Here is a 21,192-nt window from a genome sequence, read left to right on the forward strand (position 1 = left end):
CACCACAGCAGCCTGAATGTATTTCGGACAAGCCATCTCGCCAGCCTGAACAGCAGTATTACTATCACTACTATCGGAAACAGGTATATCAGCAACAACAATTCAAACATACAAGGTTACTTTTTTAATGAAACTTGATATTCTAAAATCCCGGTTCTATAGTATAAAGGTACTGAAAAATAGTCATATATCAAAGCATCATCACCTTTATATTCAGTAAATTACAAAGAAAAATATAAGAAAATGGGTAACCGAACAAACCGAAATATTCGGATATGGGAAACTGTGGGACTATCATAAGAACAACCCATTTATCAAAGTCCGTAAGTCATTTCAAAACACATTTTTCAGTAAACAGTCCATTGCCTGATACTGATACCGAACTCTTCATTTCCCCTGATGTCCTGATTACTCAAACTCCCGAAAACAGCTTCAACATACCGCCAAACTTGAAACATCCGCTCATTTCAACTTCTATTCTCACATCACTTGATGCCCTAATATTATGGCTGTACGTATCCGTCTGTATTACTTATCCGACTATTCAAATTCTCACAAATCAGGTGAGTGAACTTTCATTATATCACAGATATTTTTTTCGGACTATCTCGAAATGAAGTATTCTTATTATCAATGACCGGGTTATCCGTCATATCGGATTATCCGTGTTCCGGGACTTCCGGGTGGAAACCTACAATTCTGTTGTGCATTTCTCCGCAAGGCGTTTTATTCGGTAATTTTGGTGCAAGAATGAACCCCGGAGGACATCGAACTGCGTTGCAGGATTTGTCAGGCAAGTTGTACCTTTGTGGCCACAAAACTCCGTTTAGCTTCCACAAAGGTAACTTGCCGACTGCTGCGCATCGGAGCGGCAATGCCGCTGTTTCGCCCTGCGAAAGAAGTTCCGGGAAACCCGAAAACAAGTTATCATCGTATGAAGAAGCAAATGACCAAGTACATCAAGGTACGAATGACATTGGAAGAAGTGGAACTGTTTAAGAAAGAGGCTTCTTCTTCCGTCTATAAAACAGTGAGCAGTTATGTGCGCAAGGCACTTGAAGAATACACCCGTGTCGATGTGAGACAGAAACTCAAACTCATCCAGGCACTCGGTGAGTTCTACCGGAAGTACCATAACGAGCTTTCCCATATAGGCGGCAACCTGAACCAGTCGGTCAAGAGAGCCAACGAACTTTCGGTTGCCGGGTTGCTGCCACCGGAATATCTCCGTGAGGTGCTGATGCCGGTTATCCGTGAGACACAGGACACCCTGAACGAAATAAAAAGGGAACTGGAAGAAGTCACCAAAAAGGCCGTCAAGCTCTGAATATCCCGAACTCCCAATCAATCCAACCCAAATGATAGCAACCATATTACCCGGAAGCCCGAACTTCCACGCAGTCGGTTACAATGAGCGGAAAGTCGCGAAAGGTGTAGCCCGTTTACTCGAAATCCAGAATTTCGGGGCACTCGGAACATTTGGTAGACCCACCCCCGATGAACTGGTCAAGTATCTCCGGGAATATACCTCCCGGAACAGCCGGATACAGAAGGCGCAGTTCCATGTGGCCATATCCTGCAAGGGACACGAGAAGTCGGAAACCGAGCTGCTGGAGTTCGCCCACCAATATCTCCGGGAAATGGGCTATGCGGAACCCGGACAGCCGCTGCTTGTCTATTCCCACTATGACACCGACAACACCCACCTGCACATCGTCACCTCTCGCATCGCACCCAACGGCAGGAAGATTGTACACGACCACGAGCGCAGACGCTCGCAGGAAGCCATTGACAAGATATTGGGAACCAACAGGAAACAGAAGACAGACAAGGATATGGAGACTGCCAGACAGTACACTTTCTCCTCCTTTGCCCAGTACAAGGCGGTGATGACCTCCATGGGCTACGAGGTCTATCAGAAAGACGGAACCGTATTCATCAAGCACGGCGGAAAGGTGCAACACAAGCTTCCCCTCTCCGACATAGAGGCGTTGTATAAAAGAGGCCATACGGACAGGGCACGATGTCGGCAATTAAGAAGCATCCTCAAAAAATACCGGGACGTGAGTACCAATAAGGAAGAGCTGCAAAAGGAACTGAAAGGCAAGTTCGGCATTGACATCGTGTTCTTCGGCAAGAAAGACGCGCCTTACGGTTACATGGTAGTGGACCACCATAACAAGACCGTCATCCACGGTGCAAGGGTGCTGGCCGTGGACGAGCTGCTGGACTTCGCCACCCCCGAACAGCGGTTTGACCGCATCGAGGACTACATAGACCGCCTGCTCACGCTCAACCCCAAGATAACCCAGGGCGAGATTTACGGCAAGATACGCAGGCAGCACGCCTACATCAAGAAAGGTGTCATCTATTTTAACGGGCAGTCACGTCCTCTGAAACCGTTCATGGCGGAAGCCATCGACCGCAACAACCGTATCGAACGGGTTGAAAAATTCAAACCGGCCACCGAAGCCGAACGGGACATGCTCTGCAGGATATTCAAGGTGAACCGCCCCGACCTTGTTACCCTCACTCCCGAACGTACCCGGTCCCACACGGATGCCGTCAACCAGCTGAGAGAGATTTTCAGTGACGATACCACCGGTTCCGTCAAGGGAAAGCTCTTCGAGGAAGGCTTCACCATACGGGAGGACGGGAACGGCACTTATGCCGTCAACTTCAAGGAACACATAATCATTAATCTGACAGAAGAAGGCTTCAATCTTGAACGGTTGAAAAGGAAATCGCATAAGTCACAAACCGACAGACAATCCGTCCACAAAAACATCGGACATAAAACAGGCGGACATATCCGGCTGCGTGATGCAGGAGGAGGTAGCCAGAGCGAGAAACGTGAATGGGAAGTCGGCCAGAAAGGTAATTATGACGACATCGACGACGGACGCACATTAAAGCGATAACAGAACGATATATGATAATACTAAAAGGTTACGGTACAAAGTCCCTGACAGACTTCCTGCCGTAACCTTTTCGGTCAGCATGAACCCTGATTTCCCGAATTTCATAATTCCGGACACCTTAGTCTGAACTACCCGGAGCATATAAGTGTTGCGCATTTCGTTTTTCAGGTTGTGCGGATGATAATTTTGGAGCATAACCAATTATCGCACGGACATGATACAGACACCGGTCATCGTAACATTCGCCAACCAGAAAGGAGGCGTCGGCAAGACGACGCTCTGCGTGACATTCGCCAACTACCTGGTGACAAAGGGAAAGCGCGTGCTCGTAATAGACTGCGACACCCAGCAGTCCGTGGCCAAGTGCCGCAAGGCCGACATCCGCAAATATGGAGAGGAACACATCCCATACGATGTGCTGGCATACGGTGCGGACGACAGGCAAGCCATGACCGCCCTGATGGAAAGGCTGCGCAACGAGCCGGGCATGGACGTGGTACTCATGGATTCTCCCGGCAGCCTAAAGGCGGACGGACTGATTCCCATGTTCGTCAACTCGGACATCATCATCGTGCCGTTCCACTACGACCTGGTGACGGTTCCCTCCACCGCCAGTTTCCTCATGTTCACCGACCGTCTGCGCAAGGCCGCCGCCGGACAGATGAAGGCGAGGTTCTTCATCGTTCCCAACCTGAATGACGGCAGGGTCGGCAAACGCTCCGAACTGGCCATTTGGGAGAGCGCACGGGAGACCTTCTCCAACTACGGACGGGTAACGGGAAAAATCCCCAAGCGTGCCGACATGGAGCGTTTCAGCACCATGGCCGCCCTCGACATGCAGGCCGGCATCGTGGCATCCGTATTTGAAGAAATCTATGCCGACATTTTCGGCAATAACGAGAATCAGAACGAACAATAATCAGTAACCATCAAACCCATAACGCAATGGCAAAAAACATTCCGGAAATAGACGACCTTATCAAAGGCATCAACGACCCAGAAATAACCCTGACCGACAAGCGTCAGGAAGAATCTGATGTACATGAGACAGGAAAGGCTGAGACAACGGCCGGACATACAACAGCCCCCGTTTCCCTGAGCGGCGGCCTTGAAAAGTGCTGGGAGGATTTTCTCTCCTTCCTTGAAGACACGGGCACCCACGACGACAAGAAAGAGCGGCTGGTATGCAAGCTCGACCGTGACCTTGCCGACTCGCTGGACGACTGCGACATCCGTGGCCGCTGCCGTTCCGACCTGGTGAACGCCATCGTCCGTGCCTTTTTCGGCGCGTTCCTGCCGCAGCTCGCCCGCTACCGCCGGGAGAACAAATCGCTTTTCATGAACCTGAAAGAGATATAACCATGGGAAAAGAGAAATGGAACGAAAACAGGCTTGCCCTGCTTGCCGAACTCTATCCGGTAGAGACCACAGCCTACACAGCCGGCATACTCGGCATGAGCGAGACGGCGGTGAAGAACATGGCACGCAGGCTGGGCATCGTGAAAATAGCCAAGTCCGGGTGGATGGAACGTGCCGGATATATCCGCAGCCACTTCCATGAGTATTCCTTCTCTGAAATGGGCAGGGAACTCGGCATCACCAAGACAAGCGTCAGCCGCATTGCGGCCAGGCTGGGACTGAAACGTACCGGGGAACAGGCACGCAAGGTGCTGTCCCGTGTGCGGAACGAACTCATACGGAAAGAGAGGCGGCGTGTCATCTTCGGACTTGAACCGCTGACACGGCTGAAGGTCGTGTCCAACAGGGCACGGGTCAGGCTGCGCTCCCGGCTGAAAAGCACCGGCTATATCGTGGGCGACGAGCGCAACATCCTTTATTATAGCGACACGCTGGTACGCAGGGAACAGCTGGAATCAAGAGGCGGCAAGCTGGGACTTCATTTCCTTCCCCTGCCGGAAGACGGAATACCGGGTATGACAACCATATAATATGTACACACCATGCAATACGGACAAATAGTATTCCTCCTTTTCACCACCCTTGTCCTTTACTATGCGGCACTCATCGTGCTTGACATACAGAAAGCCAGGGCCGCACAGGCGGCGGAGCAGGACGACAATGCGGAAGAGGACATCGACATATCGGATGAAGCGCAAACCTTCAAGGCTGTCAAGGTCAGTCGGGATGAACCCGAAAAGCAGCAGGAAATTTCTCAGGAAGAAAATACGGAAGCATCTGACCAAGCATCACAGTCTGATGATACGAAAGCTGCCGGTAACGAACCGGAGCAACATTCTGAAAGTGAAAAGCCTTTCCGCCGTCCCGGTTACAGGGAAGCCGTCATGACGGACGGCATCCTCGTGGAAGACCTCCTCACCGAGATAAACAGGCTGGCGGAGACCGGCAGCTGCGATTTGGGTGCGCTTATCTTCACCTGCGAGAATGCGAGGTAATGATTCATTACAGAAAAAATATCACGGGACTTTCACCAGAAAGCCCGACGTTCCTTTAGTGATAGAACTTCATAAACATGTTTTGAAAATGCAAAAGTTAAGAAAACAATTACATCGTGCGGCAAACCGCATCAAATGTTCCCGTTTTGCACAGAAGAGTGTACTGGCCGCCATCGCCATAACCGTTTCGGTGAGCGAGGCCATGGCAGGCAGCAAGGGAGCGGCAGGTTTCACCAAGGCCACCCAGGAAGTCAGTTCCTACCAGGAACCCGTGTCGAACCTGATGAAGGCCATCGCCGCCGTCATCGTCCTTGTCGGTGCGTTCAACGTCTATTTCAAGATGCAGAACGGAGACCAAGACGTGAAGAAAACCATCATGCTGACCATCGGAGGATGTATCGCGTTCATCGCATTGTCAGAGGCTTTGCCCTTGTTCTTTACATAACAGGCTTGACAGAATCCTATGGACAAGGAAGGCTATCCGGTATTCAAGGGGCTGCAGAAACCGCTGGAGTTCATGGGCATCCGCGGCCGCTTCCTCACGCTGGCGGCGGCAGCCATCGGCGTGTCCTTTGTCGGCTTCATCGTCTTCTCCATCGCCTTGGGAAAGATAGCGGGCTTCATCGCCATGCTCGTCATGGCGGTAGCCGGGCTGGTCGTCATCTATGTCAAGCAGCGCGGCGGACTGCACAACAAGCGGCGTGCGAAAGGAATCTATGTTTACAAAAAACTGAAAGCGAACTCCTAAAACCGGTAATCTTATGGCACACACCAGAAAAAGAGTATTTGACGGACTTTACGCACAGTTGGAAGAGACGGACGGCCATGTCGTCCTCTTCTCGGCCGGCGGGAATCCGTCCGTCATCTTCGGGATGACCAACCCCGTGCAGCAGCTGTGTACGGATGCGGAGCAGTACCTACGCTTCCAGGACGTGCTTTCCAATGTGGCGCAGACGCTCGGCGAGGGCTATGCCCTGCAGAAGCAGGACATCTTCTGCAAGCAGACCTACCACCACGACGTGCCGGAAGACGCGGAGTTCCTGAACAGGAGCTATTTCCGTTACTTCGAGGGAAGGGAGTTCACGGAGATACGCACCTACCTTATTGTCACGCAGGAGGCGCAGCACGGCCAGTTCGTGCAGTACGACCCGAAGAAATGGCAGGACTTCCACGCCAAGGTCAGTAAGGTGGCCGACATCCTGAAGGAGAAGGACATCCGGCATTGGCTGCTGACGAAAGAGGAGGTCAACGAATACTGCCACCGCTTCATGGCGTTCCGTTTCCGAAGCGGCCCGTTCTCCATGACCAACTTCAAGGCCTCGGACGAATACCTGAGAACCGGCGACCGCATCATCCGTTCCTACCCGCTGGTGGACATCGATGAGATTAACCTGCCCTCGCTGGTGAAGCCTTACACGGAGACGAGCATCAACGGTTATGCCGTCGCCACCGACCTGCTCTCGTTCCTGTCAAACGTGCCCCATGCAGACTGCGTGGTGTACAACCAGGCCGTGCAGATACCCCAGCAGCGCAAACTCCTTAGACAGCTGCAAGCCAAGGCCAAACGCCACGGCTCGATGCCCGACCCGAGCAACAGGATAGCCAAGGCCGACATTGAGGAAGTGCTGCACCGGCTGGCCGTGGACAGCACCCTGCTGGTGTACTGCAACTTCAACATCCTCGTGAGCTGCCCGCCGGACAAGGTTACATCCGTGACCTCGTATCTGGAGACCAGGCTCTACGAATGCGGCATCATGCCCTCCCGTACCGCCTACAACCAGCTGGAGCTGTTCACGGACAGCTTCCCCGGCAACGCCTACGCCTTCAATCCCGACTATGACCTCTTCCTTACCCTCTCGGACGCCGCCCTGTGCTTCTTCTTCAAGGAGCACATGAAAGAGTCGGAAGACACGCCGCTGACCACGTACTACACCGACCGTCAGGGGCTGCCCGTCTGCATCGACATCACCGGCAAGGAAGGAAAGGTAAAAATGACGGACAATGCCAACTTCTTCTGCATCGGGCCTTCGGGCAGCGGGAAGAGCTTCCACATGCATGTCATATGGACTAAAACGCATCGAAAAGAACTCCAAACAAAACTTAGAGAAACGTCATAAATAGCTCATTTTCAATACATATTCATTAACATAACGCTCCAACCGCCTATTGCGAGTTTCATCCGTTTATAGTAATTTTGTACCACGGTTGTACCATGGGCAGAGGGACACACGGTTCTTAATGAGGGTTCTTATTTCCTCTTATTTCCTCTTATTTCCCCTTGTTTCCTCTTAAAAGTTTCCGTCAAGGACCATCCCCCATGAGTCACTGCAAAATTCAAAAATAACGGTAAAAATGAATACTACAACTCGCATTCCAATCGTGCTGATGTCCGTAGAGGAAACAGCGCAGGCAGTAAGCATCAGCGTCAAGACAGTACGCAGTCTTATTCGTCAAGGCAGGCTAAGAGCCGTAAATTTCGGTACACGCATGACCAGGATCTATTTGCAAGACCTTCTTGAAATAGCCAAGGGACAAGGTTATCAGGTGGTTCTCCCTTCTTCCCTATCGTTAGAAGGAGCAACGTCCAAGAAAGCACAGAGGCTAAAAGATGCCGAGACTGGCTCAGTCAACAAGTTGGCAAAGTGTCGCAAGACTCCCAGGGCTGGTGAAAGAGCACCTGATGGAGTAACCCACGACACCCATTACACAATGGCAGAGGTGTTGAGCACCTTTAATATCAAGTATGGAAGATTCTATGAAGTCCGCAATCGTTACCAACTCCAGTCAGTTCACGCATGGGGAACGACCTGCTTCAAGAAAGAAGACGTGGAAAGGGTTATCGGGCTTTATAATGAAGAACAGGGTAAGAACATTTCCGATGACTGGTACACCTGCTTCGACATCATGAAACTCTACGGATTAGGCAAGACACAGGTACGCAGATTTGCGGAGACCCATGGAGTGAGAATCCGAAAGTTCAAAGGCGGAAGAGCCAACTACTATCTGAAAGCAGACTGGGAGGCTGCACGCAAGAAGGCAGAGAAAAGCAGTACTACGACCAAGGCAAAACGGAAGTGAGACACAAGTCAAGAGATGGTTCAAACAAACTCATATACGACCCATGCCGTTGCAATTGCTATGCAGCACCCATCCATGTCGGTCGAAACAAACCCACAACGCAGAGTAACGGATATAAGACAAAAAACGCATCCAATACCTGCTTTTAGTCTGATTTTGAGCGTAAAATCATACTCAAAAGCAAATTCAGGTTAAATTCTGGCTGTATTTGAAGCCATCTTTGCTTTTCTCTTTTCACGGCAATCTAACTTTGCATCGGATTTGAGAGTTAAAGCGTTGCGACCATGGCTATTCGCATCCACAGATACACATCGGTAAGAATAATAAAAGAATAACAATATGACGAACATTTGTACAAAGGTCACCGTGCGGAAACGACCTATCAAGAACGGACAGACTTCCCTCTATCTGGATTTCTATCCTCCAATCCGCAACCCGAAGACAGGCAAGCTCTCACGCAGGGAGTACCTTGGTCTTTACATCTACACCAACCCTGTTGAACGCTTTCAGCAGGAGTACAACAAAAGTATGATTCAGAAAGCGGAAATCATCAAGTGCCGCAGGACTGAGTCCATCATCAATGAGGAGTATGGCTTCCTCGACCGCAACAAGGGCAAGGAGAGCTTCTTGGAATATTTCAAGAACCTCATGATTGAGCGTGGCAGCAGCCAGAACTGGGCAACCGCCTACATGCACTTCCACAATTACACGCATGGCGAGTGCCGCTTCTGCGACCTTACCGTTCCGTACTGCCAGGGATTCCTCGACTACCTGTTGTCGGATGCCTGTATGCACAACGGCAAGCGCATGATGGGAACAACAGCCAACAACAACCTTACCAAGTTGAAGTGCATCCTTGCCATCGCATACGAGGACGGACTGCTCAAAGAGAATATCGCCAAGAAACTTGTGCGTGCCAAGGCTCATGGCAACAAGCGGCAGTTCCTCACCAAGGAAGAGTTGTTGCAGTTGTCTCAGACTCCTTGCAAGAGTGATGTCCTTCGCCGTGCAGGTCTCTTCTCCTGCCTTACAGGTCTTCGCCTTTCTGACTGCATCAGACTCCAGTGGGAGAATATCGTCAAGTTGGCTGATGGCGGCTGGGGAATGGACATTATCACAAAGAAGACTTCCACCGCTGCAATCCTGCCTATCAGCGAAGAGGCTTTGCAGCTCTGTGGCGAGCGAAGCACTGGACAGGTGTTCAAGAATCTCACGAACAGTACAGTGGCATTGTATCTCAAACCGTGGATAAAGGCTTCCGGCATCGAGAAACACATCACCTTCCACTGCTTCCGTCATACCTTTGCCACCTTGCAGTTGGCAGAGGGAACGGACATCTACACCGTGAGCAAGCTGCTTACCCATAGCAATCTTGCCACTACTCAGGTGTATGCCGATGTGGTGGACGAACTCAAACGTGATGCGGCAGAACGTATCTCGCTCAAAATACCAACAAAGGAAGAGAGTGACCAGACATAAGTGAAAAACATAATCAGGATAACAAATGGAAGAAAACAAATCATTATCGTTCGACCAACTGCCCAGTGCAGTTGGCGAACTTCTGACAAAGGTCAATACGATGATGACTCGTCTTGATGACATTGGTCAGAGAATAGGCAATGCTCCGAGCGAGAATGACCATGTTCTTATGGACATCAGAGAGGCAAGTGCCTTCGTCCGAAAGAAAGTCTCATCGCTTTATGCTTACACATCTGAAAGGCGCATTCCTTTCTACAAGAGAGGGAACACGCTCTACTTCTTCAAAGACCAGCTGATAAAATGGATTGAGGCAGGTGGCTCATGGGACAAGCCTTACGAATCGACCCAGGAGGAACAGGCAGACTTCGAGGCTCATCTGGCAATGTTGCAGAAAAGCAAGAAGAACAAGCCTGCCTCCATGAAGAGGGTCAAGGGCGAGAAAAATCCTGATGGGGAAGAATGGCATGACGGATAAGAGAATCATGTAATCTACTTTTTACGAAAGGGGAAAGAGAAACTATTCATTCTTTCTTTGCTGAGTAATCCGTTTCACTAATAATCAGTTTTTCAAGATGAGTAACCAAAGCATAAAATACGGAATCCTGCTGACCAAGGAACAGCTCGATTTCTTGAAGGATGACAGGCAGGGCTTCCACCGCATGACCGCCTTCGGCACTTTTGTATCAATGGCATCCACCAAGCCAAGTGTTTATCTGAAGACAGGCTTCTCCGCTTCTCTCTCCATCGGGCAGTTTGCCATCTCTACCGTTGAGCTGTCTGCCCTTTGGAAGTGTGACCGCAAGACAGCGGCAAAGGTGGTGGAACTGTTCAATCAGGTGGGCATCCTCTCAACCGAGAGGAACAACCGCACCTCCATACATACGATACTATGCATCGCCTTCTGGTACGTTGACGGCATCAAGGAAGCCATCAAGAACCCCTTCTACAACCGTCAATCCGTGACTTCCGCCACCCAAGAGGAATCGGTGTCCAATGTCCCATCCGATACCGCTTGCTCTTCGGAAGGCAATCTTTCCAATGGCATAGGTCAGCAGAAAGACAGCAGCGTCAATCCTGCCACTACTGACATTCTGCAGCCCCATGTTCCTGCCTCTTATAATACCTCTTCCCCTTTCGTTAATTCTCATGTTATCGGGGATGGACTTTCAGATCCTTCTCCGATACCACAAGACTTCAAACAAAGGGAAAAGGAAGGTGATGACCATTTTGAGTATGAGGTTGGACAGCCGTCAGAAGATGACTGCAATCAAGGAGAAGGGGCATCACCCATTGAGTTGCTGCCGTCTCCTGTCTATGATGACGAGGGCAACCTCTTGCAGCCACCGCCCCATGAAGGACGATGCGAGGATCACACGGAGAGACATGGCGCGCATATCACCCCAAGTCACTCATGATGTCATCTCTACTTTTCCCTTATTTCGACTATTGACGTTCCCGACAGGCAAGCTATCCAGAAGCCGCTACCTCTATTAGCCGTAGTTTTTTTTCGGAGGTCTAAACAAGAAGTACCAGTGTCAGACGGTTTCGCTTCGCCCACCGCTTCCTACTGGCATTCTTGAATGTTCGCAGGCTCACATTGGCTGTCCTGTTATATCAAGTATAAACTTTATAAACCCCATCTACAATGACAAAAGACAAGAATAACAACACGGAGAAAACCTCAAGGAAGAGACCTCCGAAGACCAGACACATTGACGTTCGTTTCACAGAAGAACACTACGACTTGGTAGTACATAATGCCCGACTGTCAGGCAGGAGCAAGAGCACATATCTTCATGACTTAGGCATCGGACACAAGCCATCCCTACCCATGACCGCAGAGCAGGAGGAAGCCTTGAAGGGCTTAATCGGGGCAAGGTCTGAACTGGTTTATGTGCGCAATGCGCTTCATGCCCTGCCACAGACCGAGAGACTAAAACTCTTCAAGAGAGCCGACTTCATGGAACGTTGGCTTCAAGGCATCAACACCCTGATAGAGGAATTGAGCCGCATTAGAGACAAATTCTTGGATATGTTATGATAGCAAAAGCGTCAGCAATTCAGCATGGTCAGGCAATGACCAATTACGCAACCAAAAACAATCGCGCGGACATCGTCAAGACCAACCATCTCAGCGAGGGTCTGCCGCCGATGGGCATGTGGGACGAGATGGTGCTGCATCAGTCCATGTTCAAGCAGAGGTATGCCAAGAAGCCCATCGAACTGACGTCCATCCGCTTTGAGCTTTCCCCATCTGAGGAGGAGGCACGTAACTGGACTATGGAGGACTGGAGAAGATTCCTTGACGAGTTCATTCGTGAGATGGATGGTATCTCCAAGGTGAACCACATCGGCAAGAAGAAAGGCAAGGCTGCAACTTCGGTCAAGCCGACCAACATAGCCAACTCCCAATATTTTGCCGCCCTTCACCGTGACTCCAAGAGTGGCATTCCCCACCTGCATCTGGTAGTGAACCGCATCGACATGGACGGTAATCTCAATGATGTGAAGTTCATCGGTGAGCGTGCCGTGATGGCTGCGAAAGCCATCAATCAGCGTCATGGTTGGAAGGATGCCATGGATATTCGTCAGGAACGCATTGCAGAGGTGACCAAAGCCTGTATGGATGTGCTGCGTTCAATGCCGTTCTTTGATTGGGATGAATATGCCGACCGATTGAGGGCAAAGGGATATGACATCGAGCTTATCCGTGACAAGAATGGTCAAGGCAGGGTGCATGGCTACCGCTTCAAGTTCGGAAAAACTACCATCAAGGCTTCCGAACTGGGTGTAGGAAGGAATCTCACCGCATCGAAAATCGGGAATACCTTCCGCAAGCTGCACCCTCAGCCAACACCTGTTGCAGTTGGTCAAAGACCTTCTCCTTCTGTTTCAAACGCTACCACATTGGACAGCAGAAATACGGCATCGCAAGGTGGTCTGTCTCGTACAAGCAATGTTGCCAAACCTGACCTTCCTGCCGGATTGAGAAAGATTATTGAAGTCGATGGTGAGCGTTTCAGCATAGTCATGCCGAGAACTGCTTACGACACGATGAACAGTTGTATCGAAGTTCCCGAGAATGGATCCGCAAGCCACACTGACATTCTGAATGTAGCCATGCTGCTCTTCATGAACTACCTTGATGCTGCCACATCGATGTCTGAGTCATGTGGTGGCGGTGGCAGTCCTGGCAGTGGCTGGGGACGTGATAAGGACGATGATGACCGTGAATGGGCAAGACGTTGCGCAATGCAAGCAAACACACTCTGCAAGCCGATAAAGAGAGGCATGAAACGATAACTTTTCAAACAAGAACGGTATGGGAAGAAACAAGAAAGATGCCACACAGGATGTGCTTAACCTGTACAATCAGATGCAGGAGGACGAGAACATCGAGAGTGGCAAGGAAGAAATCAAAGTGACCCTGAAAGAGATTGAATCAGCCAAGAAAGCACTCTATGAGGCAAAGGAGGAACTGGGCAATGCCTATCGGAGGTTGGAATCAACGAAAGTGGCACTTATGGCTGCCCACAGGAGCACGGACAACATCGTGGATAGTATATGCCATGCCATAGTCAAGGCAGAGCAGAGCAACCTCAAAGTCGGCATCAACGATGAAGGAGTTGCCCAGTTGGATAAGCGGAACAACACCGCCATTTCTGCTTTCAAGCAAGCCCTTGACGAGCATGAGAAGCGGATAAACGACCTGTTCACTCACCAGCAGAAAGAGCTTAAACGAATCCGCAATATCGAGGAGGGTGCATACTTCAACGGTAGCACCTATGCCTGGATGTTCGGCTTGGCTTTCCTAAGTTGGTCTATCATCTTTGTTGAAATCACCATTTGGATATGCATCACACTTTTTTAGAAAACTCAAAACATCAGAATCATGACAGACAACGAATACAGCAAGGCAAGAAAAGCCGCTGTTGATGCCCTTATCTACTGGGCAAAGACAGGCATGAGAGAGTTCACCATGCGTGACGCAGTAAACGACTATCTGGAGGCGAGCGGTGCTAACCGCCCCTCCATCGGTGGCGAATAGACCATCCTTGCACACAGAAAAAATGCAGCCAACCGACTGGCGATTGACTGCATATACAATTCATTTTGCAATAAGATTACTTACTTTCCCTCTTTTCCATCGGTTTTATTAGATGAGTTTGTTTTTGTAGTTGCTGTTTTTGATGAGGTTGCTCGTGGAAGAAGAGTTGGATTAGAGCCTATTGACCAACGATTATTCTTCGGTTGCGACGGAGGAACATTTGTGTTTGTGCGACTGGTTTCTTTTCGCTTTTGTTCCGCTTTTCTTTTTTCCTCTGCTCTTCTCCTCGCATTTTCCCGTTCTAAAGCAATGCGATTACGTTCATTAATCTCATGAAGACGTTGATTGTTTATCCTTTGTTGCTCTTGTTGGAATCGTCTCTCATTTTCTTTTCTAATTTGTTCATTACGTTCTTCTTCAAGATATCCTAAATTCCGCAGCATTTTAGTTTAACTTATTTTATAAGTACCTGAGCAACAAAAAGTTGCTCAGGATTTTGCTATGTCAGATTTTTCACCTATCTTAGTGTTGCAAATCAAAATATGTATCAAACCCGACAGACATGGCAAAGGTAGCAATAAAATCTGAGAACCTCTCTCCTTTTGAAGGAATTTTTTCAATAATGGAGCAATTTGACTCCAATCTCTCATCTGTAATCGACTCAACCCTCGGTATGAGATGCAGGCTGTATGGTTATCAATACAGCGAAATCATCCGTTGGATTTTATCCGACCGTTTCTCGCCATGACAATGCCCGAGCAAGCTCATCATTGCTCATCTGGCTTAACGAAACCGTTCGCTTATGAGCGTTTATTTCTGTGGCGGCTCATGCATAGAGGATGTCACCACTCATCTGATGTACCATCTCTCGCTTCATCCGACACTTCGCACATGCAGTGCCGACACGATTCTCAGAGCCATAAAGGAACTTACCCAGAATGACTTTGGATGACACCGACAACTTATGGTCGTGATTTTGCGTATTGCCTCAAGTCGCATGGTGGGGTAAGGGGCATTTATATGTCTTTATGGTGACTGCACTGTGCCCCCTTTTACTAACGATGCAGATTCTTTTCGCTTCTGTATCATTTAGGCGCGTAGTTGCGGATTTGAGGTTGAACTTTTGTGCAATGTTGAAGATTAGTAATTCTATTCAACATTTGTGCTAAAAGTCGGCTCCATCGCCAATTTGCCAGCCGTTATGCGGCAGCTTAAAAAAAGACGACACCAAACCAAAAAAATCATCTTGACAACCACCCGACTTTGAACTACGAAGGATGAAATTTTTCAGGGACAACTTCCAGCATTTCCAAAAAACAGTTTAACCATTGACTTGGAGACAAACAAACAATTTGAGCATTAAGGTTTAAACCGAATTTTTCCGAAATTGACCTGACCTGACTTTTCCTGAAAATCGACTTTAAAGCTGTTTTTACAGATAAATCAGGTTTCTCTAACAGACAGGAAATAAATGCTAAGTATTTGGCTTTAAACTTAAAATCAAAAAATAAGTGTTTTCTTTTAATGTTTAACAGGGCTGATTTGACAGTTGGCGGTGGCAAGAAACTTTCAGGACCTACCTCATAGACAAGTTTCAAATCAAAAAAAGTATGATAGAAAACGGTATATGGATTGTAAAGCTTCCTCGAAAATAACTTTTGTGCAGGTTCTAATTGAAGGACAATGGAACCTCCCAGAAAATTTCCAAGACTCTCAAACATCAGGATTTTGAAAATATCGGAAGTAATGCCATAAGGAATATTTGACACCACTTTGAAAGGAAATTTCGGAACTGCAAAATTCCTAAAATCACAACCGACAACTTGAACATTTCGGGCATCAGAAAATAATTTTCGTAAATGTTCAACCAAAGCTGTGTCGTTTTCAATAGCAACAACATTGTTGGCGATTTTTAATAAATGAACAGTAAGAAACCCCTTGCCTGCCCCAATATCTAAAACCGTATCCTGATTACTTATATCTGCTTGTCTTATTGCATCTTTTATTAGCACTTTATCAATAGTAAAGTGCTGACCCGTAAAACGAACGGGCAATTTCTTTTTTGTCATCCTTAATTCCGCAACACTTTGATTTAACTTTATTTATAAGTACCGGAGCAAGTTCTGCTACAAGTACCATGACATGTGTTGAAGCAACTGTTCATACAACGGTTGTTACATCCTGCGCATGACATTGCATTTGCAGTTTCTGACAAGATAGGACTTGACAGGAGAGCTGCACCAGCCAAAATAGGCAGAGCACCTTTAGCGGCTCTCTTAAAGAACTCACGACGAGACTGAAGTTCTTCATTCTTACCATTTTTCTTCATAAAATAAAAAATTTAAATTAAACAATATGCCTTTCGGCATTATTTGACAATCTCAATAAAATCAGTAGGAATATACGCAGTAGCGACAAGGCACAATCCCGAGATCTCAACAACAATTCTTTGTTGTCCTGCTATTCTGGCAACTTTTCCAACCACTCCCTTGAAGTCACCAGCTATTACTCGTACTTTATCTCCACTTTTATAGTGACACTGTTCCGCTGTAACAATGCGTACATGCTCACTATCAGTACTTGTTGCTTTGATAAAATTTATCATTGCATTGTATGGTATAATAAGCGGAGGATTTTTACCGTTTGCCTCTGGAGGAAGCGTCTTATCCAAATAATATTTTATAAAAGAGATTGGGGCATCAACTGTCTTTTTCACAAAACTGTCTGATTGTTCCCTTGTGGCGTATATAAAAAGAAAGTTGGGAAGAAGAGGCTGTTGTATTCGCTTCTTCTTCCCAGCAATCACTTTTAGTACATAGTGCATCGGCACGTATGTCTTAATATCATTCTTCTTTGCTTTCTCTACGGCTGCATTTACCCTGTTATAAGTAGCACGAAGAACAAACCAGTTGTAACCTTCCTGCTGGACATATTCCGAGGACACCCCTGTTTGTGAGCTTTGGGCTTCGGGGGAGACATTGGAGGCAAATCCAATGTGAGGAGGTGAATCGCAACCTCGTTTGGTATGCGCATTAAGCAATGCGTTCATATCGGCTTATATGTCGTTGCTCGTTAATAGCAATATAGACATAAAAAGAGCGTGGAAACGTCTGTTGTCTATTCCACAGTCTGAGGCTCTAGCAATTGCCTATCATAGTTGAACAGACAACGTCAGAGCCCACGCCGATATGAATAATCATTTCCATTAGGAGACCATAATAAACAATTGTTGTGCCCGAAAAGGTACAATCCGTGCTTACAGGTCTCCGCAGGAGCGATATTATCACACCCGGGACATCTACCGTTGGCTTTGCTCAAGACTATGATAACTGTTAATTTGCTAGATTACAGACTGTCTTAAACAGAGCGTTAGTAAACGCCTTCATTATGTCTGGACTATCTTTCCCACCCAATGCCCGCTTTGTACCGCTTTGTCATTATGACTCCGCCATACTCAGCACGGCGTAGGCTGCCTTGTATGCCATCACGAAAGAACACGTCTAACCTCAATGGCTATAAACATGGCGATAATAGTCCGCTGCAAAAGTACAAAGAAAATCTCAATACAACCTCATTTTGTTATGGAAAAGTATGTATAAACCTTAAATTTAACCATAATTAACTAAATTCTTGCTCAAATCTCGTATATTTTGTGTAAGGAAATGGCCTCTTATTGGCGTAAAAAGCAAAAGACAGATGCGAATGTCACATCTGTCATTATTGTTGTCGCACATGTCTTTCTTGAAAGAAAGCCTATGGCTGGTTTATTTCAGAATGATTTTCTCCTTTGCTGGATGACATAAGGAGAATGTACTTTTGCCGTCTTTGTTTGTATAGCAGAAGTCGCATGAATTTATAATATCCATGCCAATCACCACATCATAGTCTGAATTGTCGTTAAGCAGAGCCTGAACATTCAACTCTGCTGTTCCTGTTGGAAGGATAACATGAACAAGGTAAGTCCAGGATTCGACATCACCTCCTGCACTCGAAATAAGAGCCTTGTTCTTCGGTTGTAACCCTAAAGCATTTACAACTTCCTGTGAAATCAATGTATTGGTCGCTCCTGTGTCCCACAATACATTTTCAACTTGGCAATGAACAGGAACAGCCACGTTTGCCGACAAATCTACGGCTGGACAGATAATGACGTTTGTAAGAATAGCCTCTGGCTGGGATTCGTATTCTTTTGTATATACAGCCATTCCTACCTCAACTCAATTTTTCCCGTATATGAAGTTTGTTGAGGAACAGGCTCGTCAGTGATAAGGCGAACCAAACGGACATAACCTGTCCGTGCAGCTCTATTTCCGTTAATGACGGGAGCCTGAACTGCGGTTGCAAAATCTATTGTCTTGTTCTTTATAACTTTCATATACCTACAATTTAAAAAATGTCCCGCTGGGTACGCTGTTCTTATGGGAAGCGAGCGGGATTTGTCAATGCAAAGGTAGGCATTCAATTCCAAAAAACCAAACAATTGGAAGAAAAACTAATCTAACTACCCTAAATTTAACATTTTATCAGGAAAACTACTAAACAATGAATACGTCTTTCAAACGCTATTCTATTGCCGCCGAATTATTAACCTGCATTGTCTATCAGCAATATATGCCGACTGAGATACAACTGAGGTACAAGACATCCATTTTCGCCCAATGTTGAAGCCACCAAGAAGGCTCTCTCATCCCTCTTTTTCTTTTTCGACCGTCTCACTCTTTATGGCTGATGAAAGTGGGACTTTTCATCAAAAATGCGCTCTTTGGATAGCAACCAGCCAAAATTGCCCAAAATATTTTCATAAATAATCTTAAAACTGCTTTTTGCCCCTGTCATAGTTTTTTCTCTTTGCCGAGTGCCTTGAACTATAGATTTCCCCTGTTCAAAATTTGTACCGTTTTGAATTTGTTGTTTTTAAGAGAGTGCTGTGGCTCAGCGTGTTAGGAAATACAAAAAGGCTTCCACATGAACTCGGTCGTGCGCCAGCTTCTGGAACAGAATACCGATGTGGTCATGGTGGATACGGGTGATTCCTACGAGGGAATATGCGGCTACTACAAGGGCACGTACATCGCCTATTCCAAGGAGAAGCCCATCTCCATGAACCCCTTCAAGGTAACGAGGGAGGAATACGAGCAGAACTTCGGCGAGAAGAAGAATTTTCTCAAATCACTGATATTCCTGATTTTCAAGGGCAACGCCTTCCCCGACAAGATAGAGGACATGCTCGTCAACCAGACCCTCGTGGAATACTATGAAACCTACTTCCACCCGTTTGATGGGTTCAACGACGATGAGCGTGAGGCATTAAGGCAGAAACTGCTGGTGGCATCCAAGATGGAGGAAGACCCCGACAAGTACAACAAGGGCATGGAGGACATCGAGCGGCAGATCAACGAGCCGCCACCGCCGGAGGAAACGGAGAAACGGGCACTGATGCTCCCGGCGGAAGCCCGGAAGGTGAAGCTGCTACGACAGTGCCGTTCCCTGCTTGCGCTGGCACGGGACGGGGCCGCCAGCAAAGGAGAGCGGGAACGCGCCCTTGCCATCGTAGAGAAGTACAAGCAGGAACTCTACGAGAACACACAGCTGGTGAAGACGGACCGGCAGATAAGGCATATCGAGCAGCAGAGGCGCAGGCTGAAAGTCAGGGAGCTGTCCTTCAACTCCTATTACGAGTTCGCGCTGGAGCGTATCCCCCAGATTATGGCCATGGACAAGATCAGCTTCGATATCCATAATTTCGCCGCCATCCTGAAACAGTTCTACCGGGGCGGAGAGCTGGAGGCCACGCTGAACTCCGACATGGACGTGAACCTCTTTGACGAGCGGTTCATCATCTTTGAAATCGACAAGGTAAAGGATGACCCCGTGCTTTTCCCCATCATTGTGCTGATCATCATGGACGTGTTCCTGCAGAAGATGCGCATCAAGAAAGGGCGCAAGGCACTGATCATCGAAGAAGCGTGGAAGGCCATCGCGTCCCCGACCATGGCCGAGTACATCAAGTATCTCTACAAGACCGTCCGCAAGTTCCACGGCATCGCCGGGGTGGTCACGCAGGAACTGAACGACGTGATAGACTCGCCCATCGTCAAGGAGGCCATCATCAACAACTCCGACGTGAAGATACTGCTCGACCAGACCAAGTTCAAGGACAGGTACGAACAGATTGCCGCCATCCTGGGACTTACGCCCGTCCAGCGGCAGCAGATATTCACCATCAACGCCCTGAACAATCACGAGGGACGCAGCTATTTCAAGGAGGTGTGGATATGCCGGGGACAGAACTCGGATGTCTATGGCGTGGAGGAAGCCCCCGAATGTTACTGGGCCTACACCACCGAGCGTTCGGAAAAGGAAGCCCTGAAAACCTACATCGCCCACTACGGCGGGTTGCAGGAGGCCATCATACGGATAGAGGAAGACCGCCATAAGGCAGGAAGTCCGCTCTTCCGTGAGTTTGCAAGGAAAATAAACGAACATAAAAAGGTAATGTCGCTATGGTAAAATCAAGGTACATATTCATCACATTCTTATTGGCAACCGTCTCCATGCAGGCATTTGCCGGATGGCGTGTCGTCATCGACAAGAACTGCATCAAGGTGGTGGCCGCCAACACCGCCTCGCAGAAACTCATCGAGGACCAGCACAACTTGCAGCTGGACTCCATCGCTGCCAGGAAACAGAAGGTGGAGCTGTACACGGTCAGCATGGCCACCATCAAGGAACTCTACAAGCTGACGATGGAAAACGTGTCCGGTTTCGGGACGGAAAGCCTGTATTACAAGGAAATCGGCTCGTGCGCCTTTGACATCCTCAAAGACGTGCCGGAACTGGTCAAGACCGTGAATGAAGCCAAGTTTACAAATAAACTTTATTGTTTGACAGAGTTGGGTGGCCTGGTGGCGGAGACACAGCAGCTCGTGGGCGATTTCGTGAACATCGTGAACAATGCCGAGGTGCAGAATCCTCTCAAAGGACAGGGCACGGCGGAAAGGAAGAAAGACGGATACAACCTGCTCGACCGTTATGAGCGGCTAACGCTGGCCAACCGTATCTATACCGGCCTGATGAAGATACGCTACAAGGTGGACGGCATGGTACTGATGGCGCAGTTCGCCACGGCAAACGACCTGTTCTTTGCCATCGACCCGGAGGGCTGGGCCAACGTGGTGAGCATGAAAAGCCATGTGGGCGGCCTGATACAAAGCTGGAACGGACTGGTGGCTGCAAATTATTGACAATACAT

General features: G+C 48.2%; 22 protein-coding genes and 2 pseudogenes. 20 read left to right on the plus strand and 4 right to left on the minus strand.

Going from position 1 to position 21,192, the window contains the following annotated elements:
- Positions 1–934 precede the first annotated feature (934 nt).
- From BQ8005_RS01310 to BQ8005_RS17295, 17 genes are all read left to right on the plus strand, one after another.
- Positions 935–1,327 (plus strand): plasmid mobilization protein, encoded by a 393-nt coding sequence (locus BQ8005_RS01310; RefSeq protein WP_075318831.1) that lies wholly within the window; start codon positions 935–937, stop codon positions 1,325–1,327.
- Positions 1,328–1,358: 31 nt separating this feature from the next.
- Complete coding sequence (locus BQ8005_RS01315) at positions 1,359–2,921, plus strand: relaxase/mobilization nuclease domain-containing protein (RefSeq protein WP_075316810.1); 1,563 nt, start codon at positions 1,359–1,361, stop codon at positions 2,919–2,921.
- Positions 2,922–3,135: 214 nt separating this feature from the next.
- Positions 3,136–3,840 (plus strand): ParA family protein, encoded by a 705-nt coding sequence (locus BQ8005_RS01320; protein ID WP_083610473.1) that lies wholly within the window; start codon positions 3,136–3,138, stop codon positions 3,838–3,840.
- Between the two features lie 26 nt (positions 3,841–3,866).
- Positions 3,867–4,280 carry a hypothetical protein gene (locus tag BQ8005_RS01325; RefSeq protein ID WP_022163571.1) on the plus strand — a complete coding sequence of 138 codons (414 nt, stop codon included), beginning with the start codon at positions 3,867–3,869 and terminating at the stop codon, positions 4,278–4,280.
- A gap of 2 nt (positions 4,281–4,282) precedes the next feature.
- Complete coding sequence (locus tag BQ8005_RS01330) at positions 4,283–4,870, plus strand: hypothetical protein (RefSeq protein WP_022163570.1); 588 nt, start codon at positions 4,283–4,285, stop codon at positions 4,868–4,870.
- Positions 4,871–4,882: 12 nt separating this feature from the next.
- The gene (locus tag BQ8005_RS01335; protein WP_022163569.1) at positions 4,883–5,335 is read left to right on the plus strand and encodes a hypothetical protein; all 453 of its coding nucleotides are present in this window, start codon (positions 4,883–4,885) and stop codon (positions 5,333–5,335) included.
- Positions 5,336–5,423: 88 nt separating this feature from the next.
- Positions 5,424–5,780 carry a DUF4134 domain-containing protein gene (locus tag BQ8005_RS01340; RefSeq protein WP_022163568.1) on the plus strand — a complete coding sequence of 119 codons (357 nt, stop codon included), beginning with the start codon at positions 5,424–5,426 and terminating at the stop codon, positions 5,778–5,780.
- A gap of 18 nt (positions 5,781–5,798) precedes the next feature.
- Positions 5,799–6,083: a DUF4133 domain-containing protein gene (locus BQ8005_RS01345; RefSeq protein WP_075316811.1), complete on the plus strand. Its 285-nt coding sequence runs from the start codon at positions 5,799–5,801 to the stop codon at positions 6,081–6,083.
- A gap of 13 nt (positions 6,084–6,096) precedes the next feature.
- Positions 6,097–7,452: a TraG/VirB4 family ATPase gene (locus BQ8005_RS01350; RefSeq protein ID WP_075316812.1), complete on the plus strand. Its 1,356-nt coding sequence runs from the start codon at positions 6,097–6,099 to the stop codon at positions 7,450–7,452.
- 235 nt (positions 7,453–7,687) lie between these two features.
- Positions 7,688–8,413 (plus strand): helix-turn-helix domain-containing protein, encoded by a 726-nt coding sequence (locus BQ8005_RS01355; protein WP_048317560.1) that lies wholly within the window; start codon positions 7,688–7,690, stop codon positions 8,411–8,413.
- 339 nt (positions 8,414–8,752) lie between these two features.
- Complete coding sequence (locus BQ8005_RS01360; RefSeq protein WP_048317558.1) at positions 8,753–9,892, plus strand: site-specific integrase; 1,140 nt, start codon at positions 8,753–8,755, stop codon at positions 9,890–9,892.
- Positions 9,893–9,917: 25 nt separating this feature from the next.
- A complete protein-coding gene (locus BQ8005_RS01365) occupies positions 9,918–10,367 on the plus strand; it encodes a helix-turn-helix domain-containing protein (protein ID WP_048317556.1) in 450 nt (149 codons plus the stop codon).
- Between the two features lie 97 nt (positions 10,368–10,464).
- Entirely contained in the window at positions 10,465–11,307 is an 843-nt protein-coding gene (locus BQ8005_RS01370) for a hypothetical protein (protein ID WP_048317554.1), read from the plus strand.
- A 230-nt stretch (positions 11,308–11,537) separates the two neighbouring features.
- Complete coding sequence (locus tag BQ8005_RS01375) at positions 11,538–11,933, plus strand: plasmid mobilization protein (protein WP_048317552.1); 396 nt, start codon at positions 11,538–11,540, stop codon at positions 11,931–11,933.
- Positions 11,930–13,195 (plus strand): relaxase/mobilization nuclease domain-containing protein, encoded by a 1,266-nt coding sequence (locus tag BQ8005_RS01380; RefSeq protein ID WP_048317550.1) that lies wholly within the window; start codon positions 11,930–11,932, stop codon positions 13,193–13,195. The genes BQ8005_RS01375 and BQ8005_RS01380 overlap by 4 nt, the downstream gene beginning before the upstream one ends.
- Before the next feature lie 19 nt (positions 13,196–13,214).
- Positions 13,215–13,763, plus strand: a complete 549-nt coding sequence (locus BQ8005_RS01385) for a hypothetical protein (protein WP_048317548.1) — start codon at positions 13,215–13,217, stop codon at positions 13,761–13,763.
- Between the two features lie 21 nt (positions 13,764–13,784).
- Positions 13,785–13,940, plus strand: a complete 156-nt coding sequence (locus BQ8005_RS17295; RefSeq protein WP_153093198.1) for a hypothetical protein — start codon at positions 13,785–13,787, stop codon at positions 13,938–13,940.
- Positions 13,941–14,020: 80 nt separating this feature from the next.
- On the opposite strand, the gene BQ8005_RS01390 is transcribed toward BQ8005_RS17295, so the two are convergent.
- Entirely contained in the window at positions 14,021–14,383 is a 363-nt protein-coding gene (locus tag BQ8005_RS01390) for a hypothetical protein (protein WP_053078087.1), read from the minus strand.
- Between the two features lie 119 nt (positions 14,384–14,502).
- Between BQ8005_RS01390 and BQ8005_RS17155 the strand changes: the two are divergent.
- Positions 14,503–14,883 (plus strand): annotated as a pseudogene (locus BQ8005_RS17155) (hypothetical protein); the annotation flags it as partial.
- A 325-nt stretch (positions 14,884–15,208) separates the two neighbouring features.
- On the opposite strand, the gene erm(F) reads toward BQ8005_RS17155, so the two are convergent.
- From erm(F) to BQ8005_RS01410, 3 genes are all read right to left on the minus strand, one after another.
- Positions 15,209–16,009, minus strand: a complete 801-nt coding sequence (gene erm(F) / locus BQ8005_RS01395) for a 23S rRNA (adenine(2058)-N(6))-methyltransferase Erm(F) (RefSeq protein ID WP_075316813.1) — start codon at positions 16,007–16,009, stop codon at positions 15,209–15,211.
- A gap of 299 nt (positions 16,010–16,308) precedes the next feature.
- On the minus strand, positions 16,309–16,989 hold the full coding sequence (locus BQ8005_RS01405) for a UpxY family transcription antiterminator (RefSeq protein WP_049129570.1): 681 nt from the start codon (positions 16,987–16,989) through the stop codon (positions 16,309–16,311).
- 715 nt (positions 16,990–17,704) lie between these two features.
- Positions 17,705–18,145, minus strand: coding sequence for a retropepsin-like aspartic protease (locus BQ8005_RS01410; RefSeq protein ID WP_048316574.1), 441 nt, complete (start codon positions 18,143–18,145; stop codon positions 17,705–17,707).
- Between the two features lie 748 nt (positions 18,146–18,893).
- Between BQ8005_RS01410 and BQ8005_RS01415 the strand changes: the two are divergent.
- Both BQ8005_RS01415 and BQ8005_RS01420 read left to right on the plus strand, forming a co-directional pair.
- Positions 18,894–20,450 (plus strand): annotated as a pseudogene (locus BQ8005_RS01415) (TraG family conjugative transposon ATPase); the annotation flags it as partial.
- Positions 20,444–21,184, plus strand: coding sequence for a hypothetical protein (locus BQ8005_RS01420; protein WP_022163566.1), 741 nt, complete (start codon positions 20,444–20,446; stop codon positions 21,182–21,184). The pseudogene BQ8005_RS01415 and the gene BQ8005_RS01420, both read left to right, overlap by 7 nt.
- Positions 21,185–21,192: the final 8 nt, after the last annotated feature.

Origin of the sequence: Bacteroides togonis (genome assembly GCF_900130135.1) — a bacterium.
GTDB classification, from domain to species: Bacteria; Bacteroidota; Bacteroidia; order Bacteroidales; family Bacteroidaceae; genus Bacteroides; species Bacteroides pullorum.